Consider the following 24465-nt stretch of genomic DNA (forward strand, 5'->3'; position numbering starts at 1 on the left):
CCTAGGTTCATCCAATCGCGGAAGGCCCGAAGGTCCCCTCCTTTCCCCCGTAGGGCGTATGCGGTATTAGCAGTCGTTTCCAACTGTTATCCCCCTCGACTGGGCAGATCCCTAGGCATTACTCACCCGTCCGCCGCTCGCCGCCTCAGGAGTAAACTCCCTTGCGCTGCCGCTCGACTTGCATGTGTTAGGCCTGCCGCCAGCGTTCAATCTGAGCCATGATCAAACTCTTCAATTAAAGTTTTGTTGCTTCCGTCTTGCGACKTCAGCGGCTCAATGAATTCTGATTTTTTGTTTCTCGCTAAAAGAAACAAACTGTACATATTRCTATGAACACTCATTGTTACATTGATTTAAATTTTTGACTGCCAACCCGAAGGTTAAGCAGTTTCGATTAACTCAACACCTGTGAGTGTCCACACAGATTTCTTGTTTTATCTTGTTAAAGAGCAACTCAACCTCATAAGAGAAGGTGAGTACCACACTGAGCGTCGAACGCTTCCAGTTGGCTAGGGCTGCGTATTCTACGCATTTCCCGTTTCGCGTCAAGGAGTTTTTGCAAACTTTCTCAACACTCATCAATCAGTAAACTCATCAATGAACTGTCACACCAGGCTGCTTAACGCTGTCTGCCGTGTCAGTGGATGCGCATTATAGGCAGCAGAGGATTTTGTGCAAGGGCTTTTTTAAAAATCTCCGCCAAGCGAATAAATAACCATCAAACTGCAGAAATATACTGCAACACTAAGCAATATCGCTGTTTGGGTTGATAAGTCTGGCAGAAAAAATCGCCTATTGATGGAGTTTTAATAGATTGAATGGGCATAAACAGAAGTTGATAGCTATTTTTCGTAATATCTATCAGCAAACCTCTAAAAGCGTTATGCCAGTGTGATGTCTTACTCTTGTTTGCACCTAGCTAATGATAAGCACTGATCAAAAGCACGAGCCCTAAGATTTATACTCTTCTTGTTTCTCTTTTTCGATATTTGTAGCGCTTTGTGTTTGTGCTGCAGCTTGGGTTGAGTGATTGATCTCGACATTCGTCACCGTATCATCACCGACAATATGCGCGACTTTGAGTTTCCTTACCGTTCTGATAGTAATGATCGGGCCTGAAATCGCATATAAGTAGAAGCCGACACATAAGATCAATGCAGGTTGAACTGACACCACCACAAATACACCGACGACCAGTAAGATCACGATAAAGTTAACCTTGCCACGCCAGTCAATTTCTTTAAAGGAGTGATAGCGGAAATTGCTGACCATCAGTAAACCGGTTGCCGCAGTAACAAGGGCCGCAATCCAACTGATGTTTCTTCCATCGAGACTATATTGATTACCAAGCCAAATACTGCCGGCAATAACAGCTGCGGCTGCCGGGCTGGCGAGACCTTGAAAGTAACGCTTATCGGCGACGCCAACTTGCGTATTAAATCGAGCGAGCCTGAGTGCCGCACCTGCACAATAAATAAATGCCGCCAACCAACCAATTTTACCTAAGTCGGCTAATGCCCAATTGTAGGCGAGTAGTGCTGGTGCCATTCCGAAGGACACCATATCCGCCATACTGTCGTATTCGGCACCAAAATCACTTTGAGTATTAGTCAGTCTTGCCACTCGACCATCGAGACCATCACAGATCATGGCTATAAAAATGGCTATTGCAGCAGCTTCAAAGTTAGCATTCATGGAAGCTATCACAGCATAAAAGCCAGAAAACAATCCTGCTGTCGTAAAAAGATTAGGCAGTAAATAGATACCTTTATTCTTTACTGTTTGATTTGAAGAATTTTGCATACACTTATTACGCTAGTTCAGTGAAGAGAAGTTAGCTTTCAAGATAACATATTTTATTATCATGTCGATGAGAGACCAGTTAGGGATAATTTCGATGTTAAAAGTGAACATGTTCAGAACAATACTGTATCGATGGCTCTGGCTCAGCCTTTTCATTGGCCCCGTTTCTGCGGGCGTTATCTATACTTGGGTCGATGAAAATGGGGTGACGCATTACAGCCAACAAGCCCCGCAACAAGAAAACATCAAAGCAGAAAAGCTCTACAGTGAAGATTTAGAGCAGGCGAAAGTGGGTTTTATCGCACCGGTAAAGAAAGTTGAGCCAACTTCTAAAGCCAATGAATTAGAAAAGTCAGCGGCGCTGATTAAAGAAAAAGACGCCAAACAGGCTAACTCCATTTGTGAGAGTGCAAAACACAATTTAGAAATACTCACAACGCATACTAAGCTTATCCGCCAAACTTCCGATTCGGGTGAATCTGTCGCTATGACTGAAGAAGATCGCCAAGCCTCGATTGCCCAGCAGCAGGAAAGAATCAAACTCTTCTGTGATAAGAAGTAGCCAAATTCACTATGCCACTACATTAATGAAGAACGATTAAGCTGATGCAATAAAAAAGGAGCCGAGTTAAAAACTCGGCTCCTTTCGTTTTAGTGCTTGAAGCGGGAGCGATACTGACTAAAACAGCGCTATCTCTTATTGCAAGATAGTTTATTTCAAGCTCGTTCATTCAAGAACGCTTATTTCAGTTCGCCTATGTCAACATATTCTACTTCAAGCTTGCGATTAACGTATCGCATTCAAACAACACACTAAGTTACTAGCTACGGGTTATTGCTCGAACACTAACTCGCCACCCGCACAGCTGACCTTGATCGGTTTACCCGGTAACAAGTCACCACGCAGTAATTTCTGCGCCAGCGGGTTTTCGACTTCTTGCTGCAATGCCCGTTTCAACGGTCTTGCACCATACACAGGATCGAAACCAATTTCCGCAATCAGTGATAATGCGTCGTCGGTGATCTCCAATGTATAGTCCTTTTCAGCCAAACGTTGGCGTAAGGAAGCAATTTGTATCGAAGCAATACGTTTGATATTGGCAGCATCCAATGGATGGAACACCACAGATTCATCGATACGGTTTAAGAACTCGGGTCTGAAACTGTGAGTGACCACATTCATTACCGCCGCTTTCATCTCTGCATAGGTCACTTGACCAAATCCTTCTTGGATAATGTCGGAGCCTAAGTTCGAGGTCATGATGATCACTGTATTTCTAAAATCGACAGTACGACCTTGACCATCGGTTAAGCGTCCATCATCAAGCACTTGCAGTAAAATGTTAAACACATCGGGATGCGCTTTCTCGACTTCGTCGAGCAATATCACCGAATAAGGTTTACGACGAACGGCTTCCGTTAAGTAACCGCCCTCTTCATAACCTACGTATCCTGGAGGCGCACCCACTAAACGCGATACTGAGTGTTTCTCCATAAACTCAGACATATCAATGCGCACTAAAGCCGATTCGGTATCAAATAAGAACCTCGCCAGTGATTTACACAGCTCAGTTTTACCTACACCCGTTGGGCCTAAGAACAGGAACGAACCAATCGGGCGATTTGGATCCGCCAGACCCGCGCGGCTACGACGAATCGCATTCGCGACCGCATCAACGGCTTCGTTTTGGCCGATCACTCGTTCATGCAGCGCCACTTCCATTTGCAGTAATTTTTCGCGCTCGCCTTCAAGCATTTTCGATACGGGTATTCCCGTCGCTTTCGACAATACTTCGGCGATTTCGAACTCAGTTACCTTGTTACGCAATAACGTCATGTCCTGCATTTCGGCTTGCGATGCCAAATCGAGCTGTTTTTCAAGTTCAGGAATACGACCGTATTGCAGCTCAGACATCCGAGTTAAATCACCCGCACGACGCGCCACTTCTAAGTCCATTCGAGCCTGTTCGAGATCGGCTTTTATGTGCTGAGTGCCCGCTAATGCGGCTTTTTCTGTACGCCAGATTTCGTTCAACTCTGAAGCTTTCGCTTCAACGTCACGTAATTCCTCTTGCAGATGGTCAAGCCTGCGACGACTCGCCTCATCATTTTCTTTGGCTAACGCCTGCTCCTCCAGTTTGAGCTGGATAGCACGACGTTCGAGCCTGTCGAGTGACTCAGGTTTTGAGTCCATTTGCATGCGGATGCTCGATGCCGCTTCATCGATCAAATCGATCGCTTTATCGGGTAACTTACGGTCCGACACATAACGGTGCGACATGGTCGCTGCCGCCACAATCGCCGGATCGGTAATTTCCACATGGTGATGCAGCTCGTAACGTTCTTTCAGTCCACGCAAAATAGCAATGGTGTCTTCAACGCTTGGTTCATCCACCAACACTTTTTGGAAACGTCGTTCAAGCGCCGCATCTTTTTCAATATACTGACGATACTCATCGAGCGTTGTCGCACCCACACAGTGCAAGTCACCACGCGCTAACGCAGGTTTGAGCATGTTACCCGCATCCATTGCGCCTTCACCTTTACCGGCGCCGACCATAGTATGCAGCTCGTCGATGAAGAGGATCACTTGACCTTCTTCCTGTGACAACTCATTAAGTACCGCTTTTAAACGTTCTTCGAACTCACCGCGATATTTAGCGCCCGCAATCAATGAGCCCATATCGAGGGATAAAACGCGCTTATTTTTAATGCCCTCGGGGACTTCACCATTAACGATACGCTGGGCAAGTCCTTCAACAATCGCCGTTTTACCCACACCCGGTTCACCGATAAGGACGGGGTTATTTTTACTGCGACGTTGTAACACTTGGATCGTACGGCGAATTTCATCGTCACGGCCGATCACAGGATCTAACTTGCCTTGTTCGGCTCGCTCGGTCAGATCGATAGTAAACTTCTTCAACGCTTGGCGTTGATCTTCAGCGTTCGGATCATCCACTTTTTGGCCGCCGCGCATTTGTTCAATGGTTTGCTCCATCAACTCTTTGGTCGCGCCGGCTTTTTTCAGCGCTTGCGCAAGGGCATCGGCACCTTCTAACGCAGCTAATACAAATAATTCGCTAGAGATATATTTGTCTTTACGCTTTTGTGCCAATTTATCGCACAGATTTAATAAACGGATTAAACCTTGGGATAATTGTACATCGCCGCCAGTCCCTTCAACTTGAGGTAAGCGTTCCAGCTCTTGACTCAAGAGCGATCGCAGCGCACTCACTCGAATGCCCGCTTGGGTCAATAAGGGATGGATTGAACCTGAATCTTGGTTCAACAATGCCATCATCAAATGCAGCGGTTCAATAAACTGATGATCACGCCCAAGTGCGAGTGACTGGGCATCAGAGATGGCAAGCTGAAATTTATTGGTCATACGATCGAGTCGCATACAGCCTCCTAACACTCATATAGTAGAGATATGCCAATCCACAGGACATCTTGCCAATTTAGTGGCTTTAAAATCAGTACCGCTAATGGAGAGATCTAAATAGGATTGGTATTACATTTCGTTAGTTAAAAGATGGGGGCTATTTAGCCAAATTCAAGCGAATATCGCGCAAATAAATACAAACTGTAGGGGAATTAGCTTAAGACTTAAGCCAGATCAATGAAGCCATGCGTCCCGTCACCTTATCGCGACGATAAGAGAAGTAATCCGTGTCGCTGACTGTGCAGATATCTGCGCTATAAATATGGTTTATACCGAGTAAACTCAAGCGTAATTTAGCCAAGCCAATAATATCGGCAAGATACTTGTTACCACTTGGAATAAAACACGCTGCCGACTGCGGATGTAAAGTACAAAAGGCTTGCTGTACTTCAACACCGACTTCAAATTTTTGTGGACCAATAGCCGGGCCGAGGTAGGCAATCAACTCATCCATAGGTGAACTAAACTGCGCCGCGGTGGCCTCAATCACGCCATCACATAAACCACGCCAACCGGCATGGGCTGCAGCCACTTCGGTTCCCGCTTGATTACACAACAACACAGGTAAACAATCGGCAGTCATTATAGCGCAAACTAGGCTCGCGGTTCGGCTGTAACAGGCATCGGCAATCGGTGTATCCACAGCAGGAGCTAAGCTCAGCGCATCTAAATTAAGCACATGAGTACCATGCACTTGCTCGAGCCAGACAGGCTCAGCGGTTAACGCTAATTGTTTGCAGAGTAATTCACGATTAGCCATCACCAACTCTGGCGCATCACCGACATGCAGTCCAAGATTCAGACTGTCATAAGGATGCACGCTCACACCGCCATGACGATTTGTCATAGCGATGCTGACATTAGCGGGAACAGGCCAATCGTGATAAAACACTTACAAATACTCGATCGGATGCTCGACTGTGTCTTGACGCAGTGCTTTCGTCAAAATCACCATGTCTTCAGGAATTGGCGCGTGCCAGCTCATGATTTCACAACTCACAGGATGCGCTAATTCAAGACGCACTGCGTGCAGCGCTTGGCGCTTGAAGTTTTTCAGAATATCAAAAAACTCTGGGCTGGCCCATTTCGGCGGTTTTGGACGACCACCATACACAGGATCGCCCACTAATACGTGGCCAATGTATTCCATGTGCACACGAATTTGGTGAGTACGGCCAGATTCAAGGCGCAATCTTAGACGAGTGTGGTTACGGAATTTTTCCGCCACACGATAATGCGTCACAGCTGGTTTACCTGAGTGATGCACCGCCATATGAGTACGTTTCGTTGGATGACGACCAATCGGCTCATCAACAGTACCGCCACCTGTCATAGTCCCCATCACAATCGCTTCGTATTCACGAGTGATTTCACGGGCCTGCAAGGCGGCAACTAAATGGGTTTGCGCTTCAACGGTTTTGGCTACAACCATTAAACCTGTAGTATCCTTGTCCAGACGGTGCACAATACCAGCACGTGGTACATGCTCAATATCAGGACAATGGTGCAACAGTGCATTCATCAAAGTGCCATCGGCATTGCCAGCACCAGGGTGAACCACGAGTCCTGCTTGCTTGTTGATCACAATAATGTCGTCATCTTCATAGACGATATCCAGATCAATGGCCTGTGCCGCTGCGTGAACTTCTTCTTCAAGAGTAGCATCTATGAGTATCTGTTGCAGCTCATAAACTTTCTCTCGGGGCTTATTAACGACAACGCCGTCAACATGAACTGCATCAGATAGGATCCATTCCTTGATGCGCGTGCGCGAGTAATCTGGGAACAACTCTGCTAGGGCCTGATCTAATCTCAGTCCAGTTTGTGTTGCCGAAATCTCGCTTTTTAGATTAATCTCTTGTGTCATAGGAACCGTATCCCCATTTAGGGGTCAAAAAATGTGTGCTATCTGTTACAATCGGATGTTTTCTATTTTATAGTGAAATGGAAAAATTCTTAACTACAACTTAAAAAGAATTGAATTCAAGTATGTATAAATTTTCCAAAGGCGTTACCTTAGTCCTATTTTCACTAGCGTTATCAGCCTGTAGCAGCAGCCCTGATGATAACGATATTGCCGCCAAAACGTCACCTGATGTACTTTATACTCAGGCAAGAACCTCTATGGAGCTTGGCAATTACTCTAAAGCTGTCCGTTCTTTGGAAGCGTTAGACTCACGCTTCCCCTTCGGACCTCACAAAACTCAAGTCCAGTTAGACCTGATATATGCTTACTATAAAATGGACGATGTCGCTTCTGGTATTGCGAACATAGACAGATTTATCCGTCTTAATCCAACTCATCCAGATGTAGACTATGTGTTCTATATGCGCGGTTTAGTGAACATGCAAGCCGACAATTACATGTTCCACGACATGCTTAATATCGACCGAACCGATCGTGACCCTAAAAATGCTCAAGATGCTTTCAAAGATTTTGATCGTCTTATCAAAACCTACCCTAACAGCAAATATGCCGCCGATGCGCAAAAACGCATGTTAGCGTTGAAGAATCGCTTAGCAAAATATTCAATTCAAGTTGCCGAGTATTATCTCAAGATGAATGCATGGAGCGCCGCAGCAATCCGAGCACAATCTGTAATGGAAACATACCCTGGCACCCCTTCAAATGAACGGGCATTAGAGATAATGATAGAAGCTTATGGCGAATTAGGTCAGAGCAAGCTGAAGCAAAACGTGCTCATGGTAATGCAAGCTAACTTCCCAAACAATGAAATCTTATCAAACTAACCGAGAATGCCCCTTTAATAGGGGCATTTTTTTGCTTGGTGACCTTAGATAAGCCATAAATAGATAACGCTAAGTTCTCAATGTGGATAGTGGTTTGGCTATTTTTATATCCTCAATACCAACACAAATGACACTTTCGTGTAAATCTTATCCAACTGAGTCACTTTTTCCGTTATTTAGTAAAAATCTATTGACTCAAAACCCGAAAAGCCTTTAAATTGCGCCCGTCGCCCGAATAGCTCAGTCGGTAGAGCAGAGGATTGAAAATCCTCGTGTCCCTGGTTCGATTCCGGGTTCGGGCACCATCTTTAAATGGGTTGCGATAGCGACTTATGTTAGAGAACTGCGATAGGTACAGTGCAGGTGTGGTGGAATTGGTAGACACGCCAGCTTCAGGTGCTGGTGCTCGCAAGGGCGTGGAGGTTCAAGTCCTCTCACCTGTACCAAATTGCAGTTCAAAAGTTAAGATTCACAGTGTTAAGATTGTCAATTCGATGAAATATCGAATAGCCATGCAGATGTGGTGGAATTGGTAGACACGCCAGCTTCAGGTGCTGGTGCTCGCAAGGGCGTGGAGGTTCAAGTCCTCTCATCTGTACCAACATTTAAACCTCGCCAAGCGAGGTTTTTTTGTATCTGAAGCAAAATAAATTTTCTGTAACTCTCCCCTCTTTCCTCAGATTTGCTATACCTATTGTTACAGACTCATCATAGGGATAGATAGAGTTCTGCCTAAAGGACTCTTTAGTTCACTGAGGCTATCCATATGAACGGTTTACAAATAAAACAAAAAATGTTTATCGGCATTCTGGTTCCCCTTGTAATGCTAATGACGATTGGTTTTCTCGCCATTAATATGATGGGTAAAATTGAATCGGGTGTTGAACGTATCTATGGCGATAGAGTTGTGCCACTAGACGATTTAAAAGTGATTGCTGATAAGTACGCGGTCGATGTTATCGATGCGGTCAATAAGGCGAACGCGGGTGGTTTCACCGCCTCCCAAGCAGCTGAAGCGCTAGACAGTGCCAAATCTACCATTACCCAGCATTGGCAAAAATACTTAGCCACTGAACTTACCTCAGAAGAATCCCGACTCGTAAAACAAGCCGAAGTGCTGTTCTCACCCGCGAATCAACAGATTGACACTCTGGTCTCACGCTTAAGAGGATTAAATGGTGATGTATCAAGCCAATTATCGGCCAATATCCTGCCGCTTTACCAAGTAATAGACCCTATCAGTAACCAAATATCTGAACTGATTGCACTGCAAATTCGCGTGGCAGGCGAAGAAAAAGATCGTGTGAATGCCATTTACCAATCTTCAATCACTATTTTTGTAGCATTAGCCTGTGCCGCCATGATTATCAGTATTGTGATTGGGCTCTGGGTCAATCGCAGCGTGATGAACCCTATTAATGACATTCTCAGTAAACTTAAGCTGATCCATCAAGACTCAGATCTTACCGTCAAATTCACTACTTTTAATCACGATGAGCTAGGACAAATATCCACTAGCCTCACCCAAGTTATTGAACACTTGCGGGGCATTCTTCATTCGATTGCCGAAGCGGCAAATACCGTTAATAGTTCAGCAAATGAGTTAAGTAGCTTCACGCAGGCAACCAATAAACGTATGCAACAGCAGCAAGCCGAAACGGAGCAAACTGCAACGGCCATGAATGAGATGACGGCAACGGTCGCAGAAGTCGCCCAAAGCGCATCTGCGGCGGCAGATTCAGCCAAAGATGCCGATACCTATGCCGCCAATGGCAATAATATTGTAATGCAATCGATTAGCAGTATGTCGCAATTATCTGATCAAATTCAAAAAACGGCACAAGTCATTGGATTTCTGTCTAATGAGAGCCAAAATATCGGCCGCGTACTCGATGTGATAAAAAGCATTGCCGAGCAAACCAATCTATTGGCATTAAATGCCGCCATTGAAGCGGCCCGCGCGGGGGAACAAGGCCGCGGCTTTGCAGTCGTTGCGGATGAAGTGCGGACCCTTGCGCAGCGCACCCAAAAGTCTACCCAAGAAATTGAGGCCATGATTGCCACACTACAACAAGGCGTTAAAGAAGCAGTTAACGCTATGGAAATAGGTATAAATCAAGTAGATGATGCTAATGATAAAGCTAATCAAGCAGGCCAAGCACTGAAAGAAATCGTCTCCTCAGTAGATAGCATCACAGAACTTAATACTCATATTGCGACCGCTGCCGAAGAACAAAGTAGCGTTGCCGAAAGCATTAATCGCAGTATTATTGCCATCAGCGATATTGCCGAACATTCCACCGCATCGGCGGCTGAATTAAGTGAATCTGTGGTTAATTTAACTAAACTCGCCAACAGTATGCGCAATCAAGTGAGTGCATTTAAACTATAAGTCAAAAAACCACACTATGACTGCAATAAGCTTTGCTGTTGCAGTTAACCTCCCTTAAACCATCTGTAATGTATTGAAATAATAAATTTATTTATCATTCCCCGATCTCATACCCGCTTTGATAAAGCACTTCAAATGACCTTAATCACGCTTATCGGTAGCACGAATTGCGATAATCACTATTGATCCAAATCAAATAGATCTTTAAACTTATTTAACATTCATAATATTTGCACGTTAAGGATTTTCTATGTTGGACAGCCGTACAATCCAAGTTATCAAGAGCACTATCCCCTTACTCGAATCCGCAGGCCCTGCGCTGACGACCCATTTTTATGAACGTATGTTCAAACATAATCCTGAATTAAAAGATGTATTTAACTTGGCACACCAGCATTCTGGTGGCCAGCCTGTTGCCCTGTTCAACGCCGTCGCGGCTTATGCTAAAAATATTGAAAACTTAGCGGTGCTAAGTTCGACTGTCGAGCGCATTGCCCAAAAACATACAGGATTTCTGATCAAGCCTGAGCAATATGCGATCGTCGGCAGCCACTTATTGGCCACCCTTAAAGAGTTAGGCGGTGATGCAGTAACAGAAGAAGTATTAGAAGCTTGGGCGCAGGCCTATGGATTTTTAGCAGATATCTTTATTCAACGAGAAGCTCAAATTTATCAGGCACATGCAGAACAAGATGGCGGTTGGTTGGGTGAGCGTCAGTTTATCATTAGCGCGAAAAAGACTGAGTCCACAGTCATTACCTCCTTCATATTGACGCCCGAAGATGGTAAACCAGTTAAAGATTTCATTCCCGGTCAGTACTTAAGTTTGAAGCTAAAACATCCCAATTTAGCATATGAAGAAATCCGCCAATATTCCCTATCCGATGCACCGAATGGCAACAGCTACCGCATCAGTGTGAAACGTGAATTAGGTGGCCAAGTGTCTAATCTGCTACACGATACCATGCATATCGGTGACAAAATTGCAGTTATGCCGCCGGCGGGAGATTTTATCTTAGAAGTTGGGGCGGACATCCCCGTCGTGCTCATTTCGGCAGGTGTGGGTCAAACACCGATGAAAAGCATGTTGAATCAATTGCTCAAGTTGCAACATCCAAGTGCTATTACTTGGCTACATGCCTGTGAGCAAGGTGATGTACATGGTTTCAAACAGGCTATTCACACCAAGCGTCAGCAACATCATAATCTGAAGAGCCATGTTTGGTATCGCAAGCCGAGTTTAACCGATGTGGTAGGTACAGATTATGATTTCGAAGGACAAATGGAATTAAGCAAAGTCGCAGATCAACTGCTTCCCCATGCACGTTACTATTTCTGCGGACCTATTGGATTCATGTCAGCCATCAAGCAACAATTACTCGTTCTGGGTGTCTCAGCTGAAAACATGCACTATGAAGTATTCGGCCCCCACGCCGATCTCTAATCCCATGTCACGGGCTTGGGACACCTGACTCTCAAGTCCATTTTTATATTTAGAATACGCAGAATAATGGCTGATAAATTGAATTGCTCTATGTCTCTAAGCTACCGGTTTACAGCGGATGCAAGCCACTTCTGCGGCAGTCAGCACACGACTTTCGCCCGACGCCAGAGCTTCATCCAACACAATATCACCTATTGATAATCTATGTAGACCAACAACTGGGTTTCGAAAGCGGCCAAACATCCGCTTAATTTGATGGTACTTACCTTCCTTTAAAGTCACTTCAGCAACATGGTCAGCAAGGATCACCAATTTAGCGGGCTGAGTCATTACTTCTTCAAAGCTGAAATACATGCCTTCGGCAAATGCGGCTATATATTCTTCAGTTAATGGATTAGCTAAGGTGACGCGATACACTTTATCGACCTTATGCGTCGGTGACATTAGTGCATCAGACCAGCGGCTGTCATTGGTCAGTAATAACAAACCCGAAGAATTTAAATCTAGCCTACCCGCGATATGTAACTCATCACGGGCTTCGCAATCGAGCAAATCAATCACGGTTTTATGCTGAGTATCTTTAGTCGCGCTCACCACGCCAATCGGCTTATGCAACATCAAGTAAACTGGCGTGTTGGCCTGTAATATTTGCCCATCGAGTTGGATGTGAGAAAACTCATCCACTTGCCTATCCATGTCCTTCACTATCAATCCATCGACACGAACTCGGCCCAAGAGTAACAGTTCACGCACCACTTTACGGTGAGTGTGTAACTGGGTACAAAGATAACGATCGAGTCGGCCGCGCTTAGACTGCATAACACCACAAATGACGAAATATGAATGGGATAGCCATTCTAGCAGGATGCGAGTTCAGGTCATAGCGAGCCAATACAGTAAGCATCACAGAGGTTATTTAGAGCAAAATTAGATCAAACTAGGCAAAATTTGTTAAGCTAGGCGTTCAATTCATCTTATTGTGAGTGGTTACCGCATCAAAAACTTATCTGCAAGTCCCGTTATGATACGTTCGAACCTGCTATTTTTAGCCTTGTTTTTAGTGATACTCGCGAGCTCATTCTTCACTCAAGCGAGCGATGCAGTAAATCCCCCTGAAGCGCCTCAACCTTTCGCCATCCATGATAAACCGCTGATAGAGCGCTACGTCTTCGATGAACTCAAATCCCTCAGATACGATCAACAGGATCTTGAGCGGCGCCTCACCATAGATATCACAGATCGCGAACTGGCCGTTGCCGACAAGTCGATGAATTACGCCAATGTCACTGTCACTTACTTCTTTTATATGATCGCCGGCGTCGCCTCTTTAGTTGCCTTTATCGGCTGGCAATCCCTACGGGAAATCAAGACACATACCGCCAAACTGGCCGCGAATCAGCTGCAGAGTATTGCCGAACAATACGAAGAAAAGTTCAAATTACTCGAGCAAGAACTCAAGCATAAGAGTCGTACTATCACGGATAATAATCGTGAAATAGAAGTGATTAATGAAATTCATAATCTGTGGCTACGCGCCCAAAGTGCCCAAACACCCGAACAAAAAATTGAAGTCTACGATGAAATCCTCACGATTCGACCTGGAGACTTGGAAGCGCTGACCTACAAGGCCGATGCCGCAATGGAAATGCGCGAATTTAATTGGGCACAAAGCCTATGTAATCGTGTTTTAGAGGTTGACCCAACGAACGCCCATGCTTTTTATCAAAGAGCCTGCGCCTTTGCGTGTTTAGGTGTTGAAGATAGGGCAATTTCTGATTTGGAACGCGCCATCCATAACAGCGCATCCTTCAAAGAGCTAGCGTTGGATGAAGCTGATTTCTCACAACTTAAAGGGCATCCTCGTTTCGAAACCTTATTGGCCTATCACGAACCTGATAAGCCCTAAGCTCCTAAGTTTAAGCCCAGAACGAATGCTTAATATGTAGCGTTAGCTTTCAGTGACGTTTTATCCCACAGATAAAACGCCTCAAGCAAACAACTTAAGTGCACTACTAGGCTATCGACGCAACTTTAATTGCCGCAATTTTATATGCACAGCGGCGAGCACCTTCGATGATATGTTCTTCGCGGCTCACCACGGCAATATCAGCGAATAACTGCTGGAAAAGTTGCAACTCAGAGCGGCAAAAGTTCAAACATTTAGTCGCTGCGGCGCAGATTGGACAATGATTTTCGAGTAAAAAATACACGCCATCGATGTGTTCCATGGTCGCCATATAACCTTCGTTCGAGCGTAATTTCGCAAGTATGGCCAAACGTGTCGGAATATCCGTAGCACCTTCCATTGCCGCACGATATTGGACTAACGCACTTTGCTCCCTGTGATCGATAAGCTTATCCAAGCCTTGGTCGCCAAAAATCATTTTTACCGAGTCAATCAACTGTACCGTCAATTCCTCATGGCGATCGGCAAAGTGAGTACGGCTTTGTTCAGTCAATCCCCAGTAACGTGTTGGGCGACCGCGGCCTTCAACTCGATCCTCAATATCCACATCACCCATATCTTCCAAAGCTTGCAGATGTTGACGCACCCCCATAGTCGTTAACGCCAATTCCTCCGCTAAGGTTTTAGCGGTAAGCGGGCCATGCAACTTGAGTAATTGAATAATCTTATCAGTAGTTTTCATTGAGTCTCCCCGATTTCAGCCGAAGCATTATCTCCCAATCTCCGCAGCTTTAACAGATTAAATAAACTTTTTTATTTACTTTATCCTTTACAAGATTAAATAAAGCAATTACCTTACAAATAATTTATAAACAAATAGGTTTACTTAATGAAATTACTCATCATCAGCACCAGCCAAAGACCCGATTCACAAAGTGCTAAAGTCGGTCGTTATATCGCGGAAAGCAGTTTCTCATCTCCCCACACCATGGGTTACGACACGATACATCACTTAGAACTATGCCTGTTTAATCTGCCCTTTTGGGACGGAGAAGAAAACAACAAAGGTGAACACTGGCCCGAAATAGAGCACAGAGTCGATGAAGCCGATGCGCTAGTGCTGATCACCCCGGAATGGGGCGGCATGGCATCACCATTACTGAAGAACTTTTTATTGATGTGTACTCGCGAAGAAACCGCCCATAAACCCGCCTTATTAGTTTCAATATCGGATGGTATTAGCGGTACCTATCCTATCGTTGAAGTGAAGATGAATGCCCTTAAAAACAATAAATTAGTGCCCATACCCGATCACTTAATCATCCGCAATGTCAGCCATGTACTCAATGCAATCCCTGAGAGTGCCCGCGATATCGCGCTTAGGGAAAGAGTGCAATACAGCTTATATATGCTGCATCAATACGCCCAAGCATTAGTCCCCATTCGTGAACAACATGCCAATCAAGCGTACCCAAAGCAGCAGGAATACTGTTACGGTATGTAAGCGGCTTGAGATTTTAACCACCAGCAACAGACTAAAATCATTACAAGGAACGCATTATGATTCATTTAGAGCATATCAATTTAGTGGTAGACGACATCCCCGCAGCACTGCGCTTTTATCAAGCGGCTTTCCCCCATTGGCGTGTTCGCGGTGGCGATAAAGGCACTTGGTACGGCAAACCCCGTAATTGGATTCATTTTGGCGATGATTATCAATACATTGCTTTTAGTGACAATGGTGAAGGTGAAAACCGCGATTTGGCTGGTCATCAAATTGGACTGGCGCATTTTGCCTTTGTGACCGACAACTTAGATGCTGTGATAGCAAGACTGACCCAGGCAGGTTTCCCTATTGCCAAAGATGGTATGGAAGATCCCTATCGACGCAATATTTACTTCTTCGATGCCCATGGCTTTGAAGTGGAATTTGTGGAGTATTTAACTGATATTCCAACGGAACGAAATCGCTATTAGTGCCATTTGCTATTAGCGTAAATCGGTTATTAGCGAGAAGTTGCCAGCAGCTGCTAACCGCGCGAATTGGACTGAGTGTTAGGTGCTAGGTGCTAGACACTATTCGCTTCGCTCGGATTGTTGCTGCGCCACTATGGCCGAATCCTTATGGGCATAAAAGTGGAGTCTAAACTGAGTATCTTCGGTCAGTAGCTCCACTTTATGCCAATATTCAGGATGTGATATGGCGGTTTCACCTGCGCGAATAATAACTTCTTTATCTAATTCGCCCCTGCTACCCGTATAGCCATAAAACTTTAAGCTGCCCGTTAACACTTGGATCTGCCCATACACGCCAGCCTTAGTATTGTGCATGTGCAGCAACATTTTAGGAACGTTGTCATGGTTGAAAACCGGCGTTGATTTGTAATTTACAAAATCTTTGGGGACTAAGGCCATGATGTTTTGCACTCCTTGTGTCAAATCACGAAAATCGAGTAATGCTTACGGCAAGACTAATATAGCCGTTGCCGTATTTCTGTCCAACTCATATCTTGACCTGTATTAACGAGCGGGTTTGAACGTCGAATTTGAAAACACCAAAGTGCTCATTCATGCTTGCAATAGCAAGGTTAGTTACTTTCATCACTGTAATCGCTACACTAGCCCGCATTAAGTGCCACCTCAATTAGATGACATGATGCCAACGCCCTATTCATATTCCACAACGTATATTTTAGATAAAGCCCATTTCGATGAATGCTATACGCAATCAGTGGTACCAGATCCCACGCTCAAACCTTACTACAAAGCCATTGGATTAACCCTGATAGGTATCGCGCTTATTTTCACCGATATTAGCCTTTATTTAGCCTACTTTTTTGTTGGGTTAGGTGTTATCGAAGCGCTCAATGTGAAGTATCACAAAGCATGGTGGTTGATGCGTCAGATGATGAGTAAAGCGGCCAGCAATGAGGTCACACTCACTATTGATGAGCAAGGGATTCATACTCAATCTATGTCTGTGACCAGCCAAATTTTATGGACCGAGATTTACCGGATTAAAGAAACTGAAAAAGGCTTCTTGATTACCCACAAAGCAGGCACGAGTTATGTTTCTCTCCGTAGCTTAGATGAAGCAGCTGTGGCCTATATTAAAACTAAAATCTAGTACAGCTAACACCCATAAAAAAGGCTGATCTTCATCAGCCTTTTTTACAACTCTGCATTGCTGAATCGTTACTTTTTCAATTCACCAACCGGTAAAATCGTACGGCCATACTCATTATTAAGCACCTGCGCCATCGCAAAATAAATCGCACTCGCACCGCAAAGTATCCCTTCAAAGCCCGCAATAGTGCCAATCAAGGCGCTACCCGTAAAATCACGCGCCGCCAGCAGAAAAAATAAGATAGTTAAAGAAGCAAACACAAACTGTTTGGCTCTTGGATAACGCAAAGAACCCACAAACATAAATGCCGTGAATATGCCCCAAAGCGTTAAATACCAGCCCATAAAATACGTTGGACTCGCCGCAATGCCAGCATTAGGCATTAAAATGAGGCCCACTAGCGTTAACCAAAACAAACCGTATGAGGTAAATGCCGTCGTACCGAAAGTATCGCCGCGCATGAAACACATAATCCCCACAATCACTTGACCAATGCCACCGTAAAAAATCCCCATGGCTAAGATCATAGAATCAATAGGGAAATATCCCGCATTATGAATGTTTAACAAAATTGTTGTCATACCAAAGCCCATTAAACCTAATGGCGCTGGATTAGCCAGTTTTGTAGACACAGAGTTCCCCTAGAGAAAAATCAACAATTCAATAAAAATCAATAGCATTTGCCATTAATCTTATGCACGCGCACCTGCGAGAGCGGCGCATTCTAGAGGATAGCTATAATCTTAGCAATGTAATCATCAAAAACAAACGAACACATAAAAATAAATAATAAAAACATAAAGTTAAAATAATAAACTGTAAAATAAAATTTAAACTAAAAAACACATAAAAATTAATTCTTTTTAATTCAATATTCTAGAAAAAATGGTCTACAACATGCGTCATATCTCATTTTATATGACTTCTTATAACTACCGCATAATTCAGTTAACAGCGGCGATTAAACCTTCATTAAAAATCGACCATAAACAGTGATAATAATGCACTTTATCGCAAATAAGTCCTTAAAGTGATGTTAGCAACATTTTTGAAAGAAATCCAAGTTCTACTGTACGCACAATTAAGCACACAATTAAGCGCATAAGTTAAGCACATAAGTTTATGTGCAGGTTTCAGCAATTAATTTCAAACACAAGTTTAGAAGAGACAACTTAGCACGCATGAGTTCAGAGGGAGGGTTGTGAACCTAACTCAAGCAGCAAAAGATGCTGAGAATGAATCAAACTAGAGCAAATAAAGTACACTTAGCCAGCCCATTTACTTGAAGCGAATCAAGGGAAAATAAGGTAAAAAACCTTAATCAAAAAAGGTAAAAATTATTTATATCTAAAACAGAATAGCAGTGATAAATTGCTGATGTTGGCACAGTGGAATTAAGAGAATGCATCTTAATCTGTGGTTAACAATACATAACTAAAGGAAATAAAATGAATAAGTTATCAGCTGTTTTTACTCTATTGGCATTAGTAAGTTTCACTTCCTTTGCTGACGACTCCTCTTTACCGCCTGCACCAGCAGCCGATCTCGCTCAGCTGAAAGAAGTGTGCCAGCAGATGGCCTCTGAAGATCAAGTCGAAAATGCTGAGCTAAAACAATATGTGCTTGATTGTGTAAACGATCAATTGACAGAAATGGGCTACAAGTCAGTTACTGAGGTCAATTAATCTTCATTCTAATCTCTGTGTTATTACCGCAAAGTAGGTTATTCGGCTTCAGTCTGTGCCATTCACACTTGCGAATGGCATTATTATTTCCAAGCAACACAGCTTTTACATCATAATTAACATCATTTCAGTTACACTCGAAACTTATAAAACACAAAATTTAACATCCACAATTAACCGTACGAAAGCTGCCAAGATAAGCTTTTAGCATGACTATCAACATATTGTGCAATCCATAAATTTATTATTTAATTGATAGCTGTATCATTTTGCATCTCCGTGAATGAAACCACTGTTGAATTGAGCATAAAATGCTAATCTGTTTTCCTGTATTGTTAACCTCAGCCCTTAATCGTTAAATCATGTATCGTATTCTTTTTGTCCTCATTACAAGTTTAAGTATTTTGCCTGCAATCGGAATGGCGAAAGAAGCCTGTGCACCAGAAAATCAATGTATTGAGATGAACAACTGGGATCTAGGCATCGCCATAGGCTGGGGACAAAAAAGCAATCCACTCAGGGATTTTGACGATATTCCATTGTTCTTTATTCCAACAGTGGCCTATTACGGCGAACACTGGTTCTTCGACAATGGTAATTTAGGTTATACCTTAGCCGAGCAAGAAAGCTTTACAATTAACTTAGTAACAAGTTATAGCTTAGATAGAGCCTACTTCTATCAATGGGACCCATCAAATATCTTTTTGAATCGTGGCACTCAAGTTGAAGCCAAAGCCATAAATAGTATGTATTTATCGACTGAGCCCGAGCCTGAGTTTAATTCCTTAGAGACTCGGAACTTCACCTTACTTGGCGGTGCCGAAGCATTCATCTATACGCGGCTCGGTATTATTAGATTGGCGTACACCCATGATATGTTTAATGTGCATCAAGGTTCGGAAGCACAAATAAAATGGACCTATGGCTGGGATTACGACCGTTTCATTTTTGAGTTTGCGTTGGTATTTGATTGGAAAAGCCAAGATGTAGTGGATTATTATTACAGCGTTAGACCCAGTGAAAACGCCTATTGGAGCGAAAGATATCAAGCAAAATCAGGTTGGGATAAAGGTGCGGAAATGACGGCCCGTTACATATTAACTGACAATTGGGATCTACTGTTGGCAGTTCGTTACACTCTAATTGCCGATGAGATTGCCGCCAGTCCCTTGTTAGACCAAGACTATAGCAGCACCTACTTTATCGGCGCTGCCTATAGGTTCTAACGTTAGTGACACTGCCTCAGTTAAGCTTGCTTTGCTTTATAGGTCTAAGCCTCGGCTTGATGGGCCAAAGTTCAGCACAAGCCAAAACTCGCGACTCGGCACTCAAACTCACACCCGAAATTTGCATCACAAGTTCAGAAACTGAGGCCTGTGACGTCTATATAGAACTACAGTGGGAACTCGCTAAAGATGAGCTTATCTGTATCTTGTCCGACAACGCCGCCTATCCCAAATGGTGCAGTGATTCAGTTTCAACCCATACGTTAAGCATGAAAATCCACACTATGACGGATATTCAATTTGTCATGGTGAGTAAAGACAGTAACCAAACTTTGGCTGGTGCCAAACTTAAAATCACTTCTGCATCACAACCTCAGGTTCGCAGACGTTACCGCAACCCTTGGAGTTTATTTTAATGACAAGCCCACAATCGAACCACAGAGTATTATTGGTTGAAGACGACGTTCGCCTAGCAAACTTGATTGTAGATTACCTAAAATCCCATGGTATGCATGTTGAAGTTGAACGCCGTGGCGATACAGTGCTAACACGATTAATCAATTACAAGCCAGATATCATACTGTTAGACATTATGCTACCGGGCATGGATGGTCTCACCCTGTGTGAGAAACTGCCCGATTATTTCGCAGGTCCAATCCTATTAATGAGCGCACTTGGCTCAAGCGAAGATCAAATCAAAGGACTAGAACTCGGTGCCGATGACTACGTGGTCAAGCCCGTCGATCCTGCTCTGTTAGTTGCGCGGATCAACAACTTACTTCGCCGTCAGAATCAGCCACCACAGGCAGAATCACATTGTCTAACCTTCGGTAAATTGAGTATCGACCCGCATACCCATGCGATTCGTCTTAATGAAACTGAAATCGATCTCACCAGCCATGAATTCGAATTGCTGTGGTTACTGGCCTCGCAAGCGGGCCAAGTGCTCAGCCGTCAGTATATTTATCAGTTGTTACTCAATATTGATTTCGATGGTAAAGATCGAAAAATTGACGTGCGGATCTCTAGATTACGTAAAAAACTCAACGATAATATTGAGACACCTTTCAGAATTAAAACCGTTTGGGGACAAGGTTATCTCTTTGCTCCTGAAGCTTGGAATAACTAAGCACAAATACAGTGAAACGTCTCTTTATCAGTTTATATCTGCTACTCAGTCTCAGCGTGCTTGGGATTGGCTGGACACTCGACAGCCTGTGGCAGAAGAATGTTGATGACAATAATGCCCTCGATGCGCCGTTAGTGGCATTAGCGCAATTATTAGCGGAATTACCTCCCGATGCCCGCCAACGGTATCTGGAGGCGATCCCTGCGAACCCTGTGATGCCACTGCAATTACTCAATGCAGATCAAGTCGCACTGGCAGATAATCAAGCGTTAAGCACAAGCAAGGTGTTCACCACCACGGCCAATGATGATAGCTTGCTGCAATTTATTCGAGTAGACGATCAAGTCTTAATGGCAGGGCCGCTGGACATAGATCCCAGAGCCAACCTTCGCAGCCTGTTCACCCTGTTCTTTTATTTATCGCTCGCCCTCGTTGCGCTAATTTGGGTCGGCCCGCTTTCACGGGATTTGAGCATACTGCGTAAGGCCACCAAAGAATTTGGCGAAGCCAAATGGGACACGCGGATTACCCTGTCAAATCGCTCCCAAGTTAAGCCCTTAGCCAATACGTTTAACGAAATGGCGCGACATATCAGCGCCTTGATTGAGAACCAGAAACACTTATCTAATGCGGTATCCCATGAGATCCGCACGCCACTGGCGAGGCTCAAATTTGCTCTTGCACTTATGCCTATGTATTGTCAGCCAGATTCGGACGAACAGAAGCGACAAGACTTTCTCGATGAAATGCAGCTCGACATCAAAGAAATGGAAGACTTACTTCAAGAACTGCTGACCTACGCCAGCTTAGAGTCACAGCGAGAAGGTATCCAGTTGGATGAGTACGATTTAATTAATCTCATCAATCAAAGTATTAAGCGCCTAGAAACCTTAAGTCCAACGCCTATAACGCTCAAGGCCGAAGTCGAAAAACTGCCCTTATTCGGAGAACCCGCATTAATCGAACGGGCACTACAGAATTTACTGACCAATGCACAACGCTTTGCCCGCACTGAAATCATCATTGAAGTTAAGCAGACCCAGCACAGGGTCAATTTAAGTGTGAGTAACGACGGCGAACCTATCCCTGCGGTGGATTTACCGAAAGTGTTCGAGCCATTTTATCGCAGCCAATCGGTACAGAATGGCAATAAAGGACATGGTTTAGGCCTTGCGATCATCAAACGGATTATGCAACGACATCAAGGGAATGTGAGTGTTACAAGTGATGCACAACATACTCGATTTAGTTTAATCTGGCCGAAAAAACGTAAGCTGTAATAGGAATCGAGATGAGACTATTACAAGTCAGTCATGAATCCCACTCGCGAATACAAAAAAAGAGTTAAACAAGTCAATTCAACCTATTAGTCTAGCTCGAAGCCACCAAAATCCAGATCGGCTTCGGGCTCAGGCTCAAAATTCAACTGTGGGTTTAACGCTGCCCTTTCTTGCTCTATTTGTGCTTGCCTTGCTTTCATCATCGCTAACTGGCGACGACGTTTACGTTGAGTACACAGGCGAATGACATCATACTTTTGCGCATCTGAAAACGTTAACCAATTGAATCTTTCGTCACGGCTTCGCAGGCAACCATTACAGTAACCGCGCGCATCGGTAACACACACACCGATACAAGGACTCGGGATATCAAAAAAGGCTAACTGTTCCATAACCCGCCGCTATTCCTATCTAAAAATAAACCATACTCAAAACGACCCGCGCTAAAAAAGATACCGTTGGATTGCATTCAAAGCGATTCAAATACAACACACTTATCTAAAGTACTTGCAGAAACAACCTTAATCAAGGCACATTGAACAGAGTTTGTACAACTTGGAGCACTATCATGGGATACCGTCACTTTGCCAGTCTGCTCGTCGCTGTTGCCTTATTAAGCGCTTGCAGCAGTAAACCGAAAAACGATTATGATCTCAATTACGACTTCACCGCACTACGCAGCTTTACCCAGTTAACACCACAGCCGACGGATGACCCGTTAAGCGCCCAGCGTATTCAAGTAGAAATTAACAACCAATTGACTCAAAAAGGGTTTGTAGAAAATACAGCGTCGCCGGACTTTAACGTCGCCTACGCCTTACTCACCCAAGATAAGCCCAAAGATTCAGGGCTATCCATTGGATTAGGCACAGGCACATTCGGAAATTCGGGCGGGATTGGCATAGGCACCAGTGTTGGCGTGCCGCTGGGGAGTGATACCGCTAAAATTCAAACCATTCAGATAGATATTGTCGATCCTAAGACCAAAGCTCTTATTTGGCGTGGCAGCGACAGCTATGATTTCGATACAGGCGGTAACGAGAAAGCCCAAGATACCGCCAAAGCCGTCAACCGAATTTTGGCGCAATTCCCACCGAAAAAATGATCACGTTTTAAAGGGTAAAAATGGGCGTATCTCGCCCATTTTCACCCATCAAACATTCATATCGCTCAATATGCTTAAAGTAAAAATCTAGGACTCAGGAAAAAAGCCCTGACGAAAGGTAACGATCGCCCCTATCACAGACAATCGCCACGACCACAGAACCCGGATATTGTTTAGCAATCTCCAGCGCAGCAAACACGGCACCGCCCGAACTGACTCCTGCACAAATCCCTTCCTCTCGCGCTAAAGTTCTCGCCATGGCTTTTGCATCTTGCTCTTCAATATCCATAACTAAATCAACCCAAGAAGCATCAAAAATCCCAGGCAAATATGCCTGCGGCCAACGCCGAATCCCTGGAATAGCACTGCCATCGGCGGGTTGAAGGCCGACGATAGTGATGTCGGGATTACAACTTTTAAGGTATTTTGACACACCCATTATGGTACCTGTCGTCCCCATACTTGACACAAAGTGGGTAATTTTGCCTAGACTCTGTTGCCAGATCTCAGGGCCTGTCGTGAGGAAATGGGCATTAGCGTTATCTTGGTTATTAAATTGATCCAGCACCTTACCTTTGCCTTCGCTTTGTAACTGCAGCGCCAAATCCCGCGCAGTCTCCATGTTATCCACTAGCATGAGCTCTGCGCCATAGGCTTGCATTGCATCCTTACGCTCCTGAGTCGAATTATTCGGCATAATCAGGATCATCTTGTATCCTTTGATTGCCGCCGCCATCGCCAGCGCAATCCCAGTATTGCCACTCGTTGCCTCAATAAGCGTATCACCAGGGCTTATTTCTTGGCGAAGTTCGGCCTGAATAATCATATTGAGTGCAGGACGATCTTTTACTGAACCCGCGGGGTTATTGCCTTCCAATTTTAATAGTACAGTGGAAGTACCACAGTTAAGCCGCTGCAAGCGAACCAGCGGAGTTTGCCCGATGCAGGCTTCAATTGTCGGAAAGTCAGACACTAGGATTATCCTTTACTTGATAAAAACAACTAAGCGATAGCCTATTCTAAGTCGGTTACCACTGACAAACACGGTGAATACTGCTTATAACATAAAATAAATCGCTCATAGTTATTCAAAAAAGTTCTATTCAACTGGCTTTTTATAAACAATTAATTCTATTACTCTAGGTGCCATAACGCTGACAAAATTGCCA

At 44.2% G+C, this 24465-nt stretch carries 24 protein-coding genes, 3 tRNA genes and 1 rRNA gene; 17 read left to right on the top strand and 11 right to left on the bottom strand.

The features are described 5' to 3' along the window. Positions 1 to 238, bottom strand: a 16S ribosomal RNA gene (locus L5M40_RS07985); the annotation flags it as partial. A gap of 713 nt (positions 239 to 951) precedes the next feature. Continuing rightward, the gene (gene pssA, locus L5M40_RS07990) at positions 952 to 1803 is read right to left on the bottom strand and encodes a CDP-diacylglycerol--serine O-phosphatidyltransferase (protein WP_263175710.1); all 852 of its coding nucleotides are present in this window, start codon (positions 1801 to 1803) and stop codon (positions 952 to 954) included. Positions 1804 to 1897: 94 nt separating this feature from the next. Between pssA and L5M40_RS07995 the strand changes: the two genes are divergently transcribed. Beyond that, positions 1898 to 2365: a DUF4124 domain-containing protein gene (locus L5M40_RS07995; RefSeq protein ID WP_263175711.1), complete on the top strand. Its 468-nt coding sequence runs from the start codon at positions 1898 to 1900 to the stop codon at positions 2363 to 2365. Between the two features lie 270 nt (positions 2366 to 2635). On the opposite strand, the gene clpB is transcribed toward L5M40_RS07995, so the two are convergent. The 3 genes from clpB to rluD all read right to left on the bottom strand — a co-directional run bounded on the left by clpB (position 2636) and on the right by rluD (position 7118). Continuing rightward, complete coding sequence (gene clpB, locus L5M40_RS08000; RefSeq protein ID WP_105249964.1) at positions 2636 to 5209, bottom strand: ATP-dependent chaperone ClpB; 2574 nt, start codon at positions 5207 to 5209, stop codon at positions 2636 to 2638. A 199-nt stretch (positions 5210 to 5408) separates the two neighbouring features. After that, entirely contained in the window at positions 5409 to 6143 is a 735-nt protein-coding gene (pgeF, locus tag L5M40_RS08005) for a peptidoglycan editing factor PgeF (RefSeq protein ID WP_263256502.1), read from the bottom strand. Next, positions 6144 to 7118 carry a 23S rRNA pseudouridine(1911/1915/1917) synthase RluD gene (gene rluD, locus L5M40_RS08010; RefSeq protein ID WP_212601714.1) on the bottom strand — a complete coding sequence of 325 codons (975 nt, stop codon included), beginning with the start codon at positions 7116 to 7118 and terminating at the stop codon, positions 6144 to 6146. A 122-nt stretch (positions 7119 to 7240) separates the two neighbouring features. Here rluD and L5M40_RS08015 point away from each other — a divergent pair, with 122 nt between their 5' ends. From L5M40_RS08015 to hmpA, 6 genes are all read left to right on the top strand, one after another. Next, entirely contained in the window at positions 7241 to 8002 is a 762-nt protein-coding gene (locus L5M40_RS08015) for an outer membrane protein assembly factor BamD (protein WP_105249967.1), read from the top strand. 229 nt (positions 8003 to 8231) lie between these two features. Beyond that, positions 8232 to 8307, top strand: a tRNA-Phe gene (locus tag L5M40_RS08020). Between the two features lie 54 nt (positions 8308 to 8361). Further along, positions 8362 to 8448 (top strand) — tRNA-Leu (locus L5M40_RS08025). 68 nt (positions 8449 to 8516) lie between these two features. Continuing rightward, positions 8517 to 8603, top strand: a tRNA-Leu gene (locus tag L5M40_RS08030). A 165-nt stretch (positions 8604 to 8768) separates the two neighbouring features. Next, on the top strand, positions 8769 to 10394 hold the full coding sequence (locus L5M40_RS08035; RefSeq protein WP_173496965.1) for a methyl-accepting chemotaxis protein: 1626 nt from the start codon (positions 8769 to 8771) through the stop codon (positions 10392 to 10394). Between the two features lie 250 nt (positions 10395 to 10644). Next, positions 10645 to 11838 carry an NO-inducible flavohemoprotein gene (gene hmpA / locus L5M40_RS08040; protein WP_263175714.1) on the top strand — a complete coding sequence of 398 codons (1194 nt, stop codon included), beginning with the start codon at positions 10645 to 10647 and terminating at the stop codon, positions 11836 to 11838. Between the two features lie 96 nt (positions 11839 to 11934). Here the strand turns inward: hmpA and L5M40_RS08045 are convergent, their stop codons facing one another. After that, complete coding sequence (locus L5M40_RS08045) at positions 11935 to 12657, bottom strand: pseudouridine synthase (protein WP_263175715.1); 723 nt, start codon at positions 12655 to 12657, stop codon at positions 11935 to 11937. A gap of 160 nt (positions 12658 to 12817) precedes the next feature. Here L5M40_RS08045 and L5M40_RS08050 point away from each other — a divergent pair, with 160 nt between their 5' ends. Then, positions 12818 to 13744: a TPR end-of-group domain-containing protein gene (locus L5M40_RS08050; protein WP_212601711.1), complete on the top strand. Its 927-nt coding sequence runs from the start codon at positions 12818 to 12820 to the stop codon at positions 13742 to 13744. 106 nt (positions 13745 to 13850) lie between these two features. Here the strand turns inward: L5M40_RS08050 and L5M40_RS08055 are convergent, their stop codons facing one another. Further along, positions 13851 to 14486 carry a helix-turn-helix transcriptional regulator gene (locus L5M40_RS08055; RefSeq protein ID WP_263175716.1) on the bottom strand — a complete coding sequence of 212 codons (636 nt, stop codon included), beginning with the start codon at positions 14484 to 14486 and terminating at the stop codon, positions 13851 to 13853. 147 nt (positions 14487 to 14633) lie between these two features. Here L5M40_RS08055 and L5M40_RS08060 point away from each other — a divergent pair, with 147 nt between their 5' ends. After that, a complete protein-coding gene (locus L5M40_RS08060) occupies positions 14634 to 15248 on the top strand; it encodes an NADPH-dependent FMN reductase (protein WP_263175717.1) in 615 nt (204 codons plus the stop codon). A 56-nt stretch (positions 15249 to 15304) separates the two neighbouring features. Then, positions 15305 to 15721, top strand: a complete 417-nt coding sequence (locus tag L5M40_RS08065) for a VOC family protein (RefSeq protein WP_028759264.1) — start codon at positions 15305 to 15307, stop codon at positions 15719 to 15721. 99 nt (positions 15722 to 15820) lie between these two features. Here the strand turns inward: L5M40_RS08065 and L5M40_RS08070 are convergent, their stop codons facing one another. Then, positions 15821 to 16159 carry a DUF1971 domain-containing protein gene (locus L5M40_RS08070; RefSeq protein WP_028759263.1) on the bottom strand — a complete coding sequence of 113 codons (339 nt, stop codon included), beginning with the start codon at positions 16157 to 16159 and terminating at the stop codon, positions 15821 to 15823. A 241-nt stretch (positions 16160 to 16400) separates the two neighbouring features. Here L5M40_RS08070 and L5M40_RS08075 point away from each other — a divergent pair, with 241 nt between their 5' ends. After that, complete coding sequence (locus tag L5M40_RS08075) at positions 16401 to 16871, top strand: YcxB family protein (RefSeq protein ID WP_173497907.1); 471 nt, start codon at positions 16401 to 16403, stop codon at positions 16869 to 16871. Between the two features lie 68 nt (positions 16872 to 16939). On the opposite strand, the gene L5M40_RS08080 is transcribed toward L5M40_RS08075, so the two are convergent. Continuing rightward, positions 16940 to 17503, bottom strand: coding sequence for an acetate uptake transporter (locus tag L5M40_RS08080; protein ID WP_113939919.1), 564 nt, complete (start codon positions 17501 to 17503; stop codon positions 16940 to 16942). Between the two features lie 816 nt (positions 17504 to 18319). On the opposite strand from L5M40_RS08080, the gene L5M40_RS08085 reads away from it, so the two are divergent. The 5 genes from L5M40_RS08085 to L5M40_RS08105 all read left to right on the top strand — a co-directional run bounded on the left by L5M40_RS08085 (position 18320) and on the right by L5M40_RS08105 (position 22191). Further along, positions 18320 to 18556, top strand: a complete 237-nt coding sequence (locus L5M40_RS08085; RefSeq protein WP_028759260.1) for a hypothetical protein — start codon at positions 18320 to 18322, stop codon at positions 18554 to 18556. A 362-nt stretch (positions 18557 to 18918) separates the two neighbouring features. Then, positions 18919 to 19782, top strand: a complete 864-nt coding sequence (locus L5M40_RS08090; protein WP_113939918.1) for a MipA/OmpV family protein — start codon at positions 18919 to 18921, stop codon at positions 19780 to 19782. Between the two features lie 5 nt (positions 19783 to 19787). Continuing rightward, complete coding sequence (locus L5M40_RS08095) at positions 19788 to 20198, top strand: DUF3019 domain-containing protein (protein ID WP_028759258.1); 411 nt, start codon at positions 19788 to 19790, stop codon at positions 20196 to 20198. Then, positions 20198 to 20911: a response regulator gene (locus tag L5M40_RS08100; RefSeq protein WP_006080570.1), complete on the top strand. Its 714-nt coding sequence runs from the start codon at positions 20198 to 20200 to the stop codon at positions 20909 to 20911. The genes L5M40_RS08095 and L5M40_RS08100 overlap by 1 nt, the downstream gene beginning before the upstream one ends. 11 nt (positions 20912 to 20922) lie before the next feature. Then, positions 20923 to 22191 (top strand): ATP-binding protein, encoded by a 1269-nt coding sequence (locus L5M40_RS08105; RefSeq protein ID WP_168825043.1) that lies wholly within the window; start codon positions 20923 to 20925, stop codon positions 22189 to 22191. Between the two features lie 86 nt (positions 22192 to 22277). On the opposite strand, the gene L5M40_RS08110 is transcribed toward L5M40_RS08105, so the two are convergent. Next, positions 22278 to 22583: a DUF1289 domain-containing protein gene (locus tag L5M40_RS08110; RefSeq protein WP_028759256.1), complete on the bottom strand. Its 306-nt coding sequence runs from the start codon at positions 22581 to 22583 to the stop codon at positions 22278 to 22280. A 176-nt stretch (positions 22584 to 22759) separates the two neighbouring features. On the opposite strand from L5M40_RS08110, the gene L5M40_RS08115 reads away from it, so the two are divergent. Continuing rightward, positions 22760 to 23296: a DUF4136 domain-containing protein gene (locus L5M40_RS08115; protein ID WP_168825041.1), complete on the top strand. Its 537-nt coding sequence runs from the start codon at positions 22760 to 22762 to the stop codon at positions 23294 to 23296. Between the two features lie 94 nt (positions 23297 to 23390). On the opposite strand, the gene cysM is transcribed toward L5M40_RS08115, so the two are convergent. Continuing rightward, positions 23391 to 24269 (bottom strand): cysteine synthase CysM, encoded by an 879-nt coding sequence (gene cysM, locus L5M40_RS08120; protein ID WP_105249981.1) that lies wholly within the window; start codon positions 24267 to 24269, stop codon positions 23391 to 23393. Positions 24270 to 24465: the final 196 nt, after the last annotated feature.

It is taken from the genome of Shewanella sp. SM68 (genome assembly GCF_025653925.1).
Lineage (GTDB): Bacteria > Pseudomonadota > Gammaproteobacteria > Enterobacterales > Shewanellaceae > Shewanella > Shewanella oncorhynchi.

What these genes read in the sequence shown, in the direction of transcription:
- pssA (WP_263175710.1), bottom strand. Translation starts at nt 1,803, where the DNA reads ATGCAAAATTCTTCAAATCAAACAGTAAAGAATAAAGGTATCTATTTA.
- L5M40_RS07995 (WP_263175711.1), top strand. Translation starts at nt 1,898, where the DNA reads ATGTTAAAAGTGAACATGTTCAGAACAATACTGTATCGATGGCTCTGG.
- clpB (WP_105249964.1), bottom strand. Translation starts at nt 5,209, where the DNA reads ATGCGACTCGATCGTATGACCAATAAATTTCAGCTTGCCATCTCTGAT.
- rluD (WP_212601714.1), bottom strand. Translation starts at nt 7,118, where the DNA reads ATGACACAAGAGATTAATCTAAAAAGCGAGATTTCGGCAACACAAACT.
- L5M40_RS08015 (WP_105249967.1), top strand. Translation starts at nt 7,241, where the DNA reads ATGTATAAATTTTCCAAAGGCGTTACCTTAGTCCTATTTTCACTAGCG.
- L5M40_RS08035 (WP_173496965.1), top strand. Translation starts at nt 8,769, where the DNA reads ATGAACGGTTTACAAATAAAACAAAAAATGTTTATCGGCATTCTGGTT.
- hmpA (WP_263175714.1), top strand. Translation starts at nt 10,645, where the DNA reads ATGTTGGACAGCCGTACAATCCAAGTTATCAAGAGCACTATCCCCTTA.
- L5M40_RS08045 (WP_263175715.1), bottom strand. Translation starts at nt 12,657, where the DNA reads ATGCAGTCTAAGCGCGGCCGACTCGATCGTTATCTTTGTACCCAGTTA.
- L5M40_RS08055 (WP_263175716.1), bottom strand. Translation starts at nt 14,486, where the DNA reads ATGAAAACTACTGATAAGATTATTCAATTACTCAAGTTGCATGGCCCG.
- L5M40_RS08060 (WP_263175717.1), top strand. Translation starts at nt 14,634, where the DNA reads ATGAAATTACTCATCATCAGCACCAGCCAAAGACCCGATTCACAAAGT.
- L5M40_RS08065 (WP_028759264.1), top strand. Translation starts at nt 15,305, where the DNA reads ATGATTCATTTAGAGCATATCAATTTAGTGGTAGACGACATCCCCGCA.
- L5M40_RS08070 (WP_028759263.1), bottom strand. Translation starts at nt 16,159, where the DNA reads ATGGCCTTAGTCCCCAAAGATTTTGTAAATTACAAATCAACGCCGGTT.
- L5M40_RS08075 (WP_173497907.1), top strand. Translation starts at nt 16,401, where the DNA reads ATGCCAACGCCCTATTCATATTCCACAACGTATATTTTAGATAAAGCC.
- L5M40_RS08085 (WP_028759260.1), top strand. Translation starts at nt 18,320, where the DNA reads ATGAATAAGTTATCAGCTGTTTTTACTCTATTGGCATTAGTAAGTTTC.
- L5M40_RS08090 (WP_113939918.1), top strand. Translation starts at nt 18,919, where the DNA reads ATGTATCGTATTCTTTTTGTCCTCATTACAAGTTTAAGTATTTTGCCT.
- L5M40_RS08100 (WP_006080570.1), top strand. Translation starts at nt 20,198, where the DNA reads ATGACAAGCCCACAATCGAACCACAGAGTATTATTGGTTGAAGACGAC.
- L5M40_RS08110 (WP_028759256.1), bottom strand. Translation starts at nt 22,583, where the DNA reads ATGGAACAGTTAGCCTTTTTTGATATCCCGAGTCCTTGTATCGGTGTG.
- L5M40_RS08115 (WP_168825041.1), top strand. Translation starts at nt 22,760, where the DNA reads ATGGGATACCGTCACTTTGCCAGTCTGCTCGTCGCTGTTGCCTTATTA.